Source organism: Chitinophaga sp. (assembly GCF_035564935.1).
Taxonomy (GTDB): domain Bacteria; phylum Bacteroidota; class Bacteroidia; order Chitinophagales; family Chitinophagaceae; genus Chitinophaga.
Genome location: NZ_DATMTE010000330.1, coordinates 1 through 5,119 on the forward strand (window position 1 = coordinate 1; position 5,119 = coordinate 5,119).

Here is a 5,119-nt window from a genome sequence, read left to right on the forward strand (position 1 = left end):
CACTCACCCAATGATATTGCCGAAGTATATTATCTTTAAAACTTCCAAAATCTATAAATTGAATACCCGCTCCGTTTTTTACCGGATTATTATAAACCACCCGATGCGCCGATTCGTTTACCCTTTTACAAATTTCATTGCAGTCTGTTAGCTGTTTTTGTGTTAATTCAGGGTTTAATTTTGAAAGCCTTTCACTTACCGGCAATAGCCAGTTTTTACCAAATTCCATTGATAATTTTAAACCCAGGTTTAATATGTTATCTGATAAATTCATTTTAAACATTGTCAATTGTTAGCTGGCAATATCGGGCCATATTGCCCTTATTAACCCGGAATTTTTTCTCCATAATACGCCAGCCCCCGTATCGGATCCTGTATAATCCTGCCGGTGGCCATGCCATAATGAGCGGCCGTTTCCTTCAGTATATCTTCAAAATGAAAAGCAATGGAACCAGCGCAGTTAAGCGTATAACCGGCATAGTCCGGGTAATGGCAAACCAGGGAACGGAAGAAATCGTGGAATGCATCCGTGGCTAACTGATATATAAATTCATCGTCGAGATGCTGCTTTACAAATTTAGTAAACCCGGCGCAGAAACGGTTTGCCATAGGGTCTTTGTATACGCGTTCCATGATTTGTTCCTTTGTTAATCCATAAACAGCCAGGAACTGCCGCCTGAGCGGCAATGGAAGGTATTCACGGCAATAGGCGATCAGTAACTTCTTTCCGATGTAGCTGCCACTGCCTTCATCTCCCAACATATATCCCAGCGGATCAATAGAATGCGTGATCTGCGCCCCGTCATATAAACAGGTGTTGGTACCTGTTCCGAGAATGGCTGCGAAACCAGGCTTGTTGCCTAATAACGCCCTGGCAGCTGCCAGCAGGTCGCTGCCTACTGAAACCACAGCATTCTCAAACAACGCGCTGAGCGCCTGCGTAATCACCTTTTCTGTGGAAGGCTCGCAGCCTGCGCCATAAAAATTCACTTCTGTTACTGCGGCACGCAACACCTCCGCGGGCAACGCTTTATGCAGCGATTGCCGGATATACTGACTATCCACATAATAGGGATTATACCCTTCCGTACTGAAATATAACGGCTCCTTTCCCGGGCCAATCAAACACCAACTGGCTTTTGTGGACCCACCATCTGCAATTAATTTCATACAAATTTTTTAACGTAAAAAATATCAGGCTTTTCCCCTTGCAGGCATGCCTGCCCTGTATCCCCTCAATGCATAAAAGGCAATGAATAAATAACAGGGAACTAATATCCAGTAGGCCTGTCTTGGACTCCAGGCATCAGCAAAATGCCCGTACAACAAAGGTATAACCGCTCCGCCGCCAATGGCCATTACCAACATGGAGGAGCCTATCCTTGTGAATTTGCCTAATCCATGAATAGCCAGCGGCCAGATGGAAGGCCACATCAGGGAATTGGCGACACCCAGCATGGCAATAAAGAATACCGACACCACACTTTGCAGGAACAATGCTGCAATGGCAAAGGCAATACCTAAAAAGGAAGAAACGATCAACGCCTGCCGCTGGCTGATATACCTGGGAATGCAGATGATCCCGATCATATAGCCCAGCAGCATACCACTCAATGTAAAACTGGTGAAGAACTTCGCGGTAGACAATACAATACCCATCGAAGCACCATAGCTGATGATCGTATCCCCGGCCACTACTTCCACACCCACATAAAGGAATAACGCTACTACCCCCAGCAACAAATGGGAAAACTGGAAGATACTGTTCTTCACAGTTGCGGGCTCCCCGCCGGCACTGTCTTCTTCCCCGGTATCCACTTCCGGCAGGGATGAAAAATAAATAGTGATGGCCAGCAATATCAATACTACCGCCATCACACTATAAGGCATTATTACTTTATGCGCCAGCGCATCCAGCGCCGCCTGGCGGACCTCCGGGCCCATAGCGGCAATGCTGCCCTGTAATGCATCTGCATCCTGCAGCACCACCATGCCTAATACAATTGGAGCAATAATACCTGCCACACCATTACAGATCCCCATGATGCTGATCCGCTTTGCCGCGCTTTCCCTTGGCCCCAGGATGGTGATATAGGGATTGGAAGCGGTTTGCAGTATAGAAAGACCAGTGCCCTGCACAAATAGTCCTGCCAGGAAAAGCCCGTAAGTCCTGCTCAGGGCAGCAGGTATGAACATAAGCGTTCCTGCTGCCATGATCAGCAAACCTGCTGCCATCCCCTTTTTAAAACCTGTAAATTTCAATATGCCTGCCGCCGGCAGCGCCATCACCAGGTATGAAATATAAAAGGCAAAGGTGACCAGGTAAGCTTCAAGGTTGGTCAGCTCACAGGCTATCCGCAGGTAAGGGATCAATACAGATCCCAGCCATGTTACAAAGCCGAATATAAAAAATAATATCCCGATAATAATGATGGCCTTACCGGGGCTGGCCGCTTTTGAATAGTTCCCTTCCATACTACCTGTTTTTCTGCCTGATGGCTTCAATGATCCGTTCATAAATATCCAGCGGAGGAAGCCCCGGCTGACCGTACCAGAAGAAGGATCCAAACCCTTCGTATACTCCTGCGCGGATATGCCATGCTACCGGCAAATAGCTGGGCACGTCGTTGCAATATCCGGCTACGGATACGAGCTTATCCGGCCATATGCCGCGGATTCCTTTACCATACTCGGTAACAGCTTCCCGCGAAATACCTACTAACTTCCAGTTCCCGATATTGATCGTTTGCACATATTCCGGTAATATATTTTCCACAGCATTATTTCTGTACCGTTGCAACATCAGGTTAGCCCAGCGCACATTCTTCTCTGCTTCAACATCCCCGGTTTTTCCTTCATTCGCCTCTTTAAACCGCGATATACTGTCTGCACTCCACGGCTGTACAGGAATGTTCACGGTATCCAATGAAAAGCTGATATCTCCTTCTATGCGTTGCATGCCGGAATCCAGTACATGCAGCACGTCTGTTGCCAGCTCGGTTCCTGTTTGCCGGTGATCGCTGCTACGGGGATTGATATCTCCGCCGCAGCCCTGTATGAAAACGGCATTGTCTGTTCCCGTGCGTTGCTCTACCAGCTGTCGCGCAACGGATGGATAGTTGGCGCTGAGGGTAAATGATTCTTCCTCTGCATTTTTAAATACAGGATGACAGCCGGTCAGGAACAATACGCTCTTCAGCCTGTTCTGCGTATCGGTGATCTTTAATACATCCACCACATTATCGTACGGTTTGGCCGCATTGGCTTCCGCCCTGCGGTTACGCCCTATCGCCGTGGTTCCTCTCGTAAAATAGAGCCGGGAAGGTGATAAATTATCGACCGCTGTTTCAATGGCACGGATAATACCCGCCTTCACTACATTGCGCAGGTAATTGCTATCGGGGAAATGATAGAAATCACCCCAGGTGATCCACGTTTGGGTAACCGGCGCAAAATGGGTATGCGATGCATTGAGCAGGATAGCAGATGGTGGTATATTCCTGCTTTTAAAGATCGCTTCTTTCACGGCTGTGCCAAGTGATGCGTTGAAACCACACACGTCTATGCCCACTATCACCACCGTTTTATTATTCCTGCGAATGGCCAGGGCCCGGGTGGTGAGGTTATTCATCGTTTTATGACTGCCTTTATACAACAGATTCCGGGCATCCACTGCATACAAAGTATGATCATGAACAAGCAATTGCCTCACAGCGATTGTGTATGTTACATCATTCTTCCGGCCAATTTCCCGCCATGCTGCTTCCCCCCGGCCAGGAACGCCCGTCCACAGGCTATCGCCGCTGTTCACACCATATAGCTCACGGCCGTTGCTGGTCATACTGATGAAACGGGGCGCCGCGCCCGACGGCTGCCAGGTGATTTTTCCCGCGGCAACCGTTCCTTCCATCAGCACGTTTTCTACAGACGCGTACAATTTACCATGCAGTTGCGTAATGGCTGTTACAAAACCAGGGCCCGTTCGTTTTTTCCAATTAATGTGGTTGCTGTGCGGCATGCCCTCCAGCATTTCATTGGCGGTATCCACCGCATAGAATTTTCCGTTCATTGCGGTAAGCGCCTTCAGCACCGGGGCTTTGCCGGCAGCTTTCCATTGAAAAGTATCTGCCGCAGGAATACCTGTCATCCAGTCGCCATGCAAATTAGTGGCAAACAACCTGCCGTTTGCCGCCGTGATGGCGGTAATATCTGCAGGTTGCACCGGTTGCCAGGTAAGACTGAAACGCCCTTCCCTTGGTACGCCATAACCTGCCAGGGCAGCGGAATATACTGCGCTGGTATCCGGATCAATGTGTACAGTTGCGGTGCCGGTCATGTACCCATTTTGTGCAAAGGCGGCCGGCGCGCTTAAAAGCAACGCCGCACCTGTAATCAAACACATTTTCATATGTTCTCTGTATTTCTTTCTGAAAGATGATCCAGTGCTTTCCTGACGCTGCCATGAGCGATCAGCAGCTTTTTGGCCGCTTCATAATCCTGTATACGGGCTTTTGACATCAGCATTTTCACTGCCCTGTCAATGATCTTATTATTGATCAGCGCCACGTTCACCATGCGGTTGTCTTCCACTCTGCCAAGCTGTATCATGGTGGTGGTGCTGATGATATCAAAGATCATTTTTTGCGCAGTACCACATTTCATACGGGTGCTGCCGGAAACAAACTCCGGCCCGGTGATCACCTCCACCGGGAAATCAGCTTCAGCTGCAATGGGAGAACCGGGATTGCTTACAATGCAGCCGGTGGTAATACCATGCGCCCGGCATTCCTTTAAACCTTCCAGCACGAAAGGTGTAGTGCCGCTTGCAGAAATACCGATCGCAATATCATCTTTGCTAATGTGCAGTTCCTGTAATTGCCGCCATCCTTCTTCTGTATCATCTTCCTTTTCTTCCAGCGCTTCTACCAGATGATCTGTACCACCCGCCAGTACTGCATTAAGTAATCCCTTCGGCACACCATAGGTGGTAGGCATTTCAATTACATCCAGCACCGACAAACGGCCACCGCTTCCAGCTCCAAGATAGAACAACTTTCCGCCCTTCCGCAGCTTGTTCACTACAGCATGGATCAACGGGTTCAGCTGTGGCAGCGCTTTT

The 5,119-nt window shown here is 48.8% G+C and carries 5 protein-coding genes; all 5 read right to left on the reverse strand.

All coding sequences use genetic code 11. From position 1 onward, the window contains the following. Nucleotides 1-283: hypothetical protein (locus VN105_RS08815; RefSeq protein WP_325639955.1), on the reverse strand; the 283-nt coding region annotated here is incomplete at its 3' end. A 41-nt stretch (nucleotides 284-324) separates the two neighbouring features. Beyond that, entirely contained in the window at nucleotides 325-1,170 is an 846-nt protein-coding gene (locus VN105_RS08820; protein WP_325639957.1) for an N-acetylglucosamine kinase, read from the reverse strand. A gap of 24 nt (nucleotides 1,171-1,194) precedes the next feature. Continuing rightward, nucleotides 1,195-2,475 carry a sugar MFS transporter gene (locus VN105_RS08825; RefSeq protein ID WP_325639959.1) on the reverse strand — a complete coding sequence of 427 codons (1,281 nt, stop codon included), beginning with the start codon at nucleotides 2,473-2,475 and terminating at the stop codon, nucleotides 1,195-1,197. A gap of 1 nt (nucleotide 2,476) precedes the next feature. Then, nucleotides 2,477-4,408: a hypothetical protein gene (locus VN105_RS08830; RefSeq protein ID WP_325639961.1), complete on the reverse strand. Its 1,932-nt coding sequence runs from the start codon at nucleotides 4,406-4,408 to the stop codon at nucleotides 2,477-2,479. Beyond that, nucleotides 4,405-5,119 (reverse strand): N-acetylmuramic acid 6-phosphate etherase (locus VN105_RS08835; protein ID WP_325639963.1); only part of this gene is annotated, 715 nt, incomplete at its 5' end. The genes VN105_RS08830 and VN105_RS08835, both read right to left, overlap by 4 nt.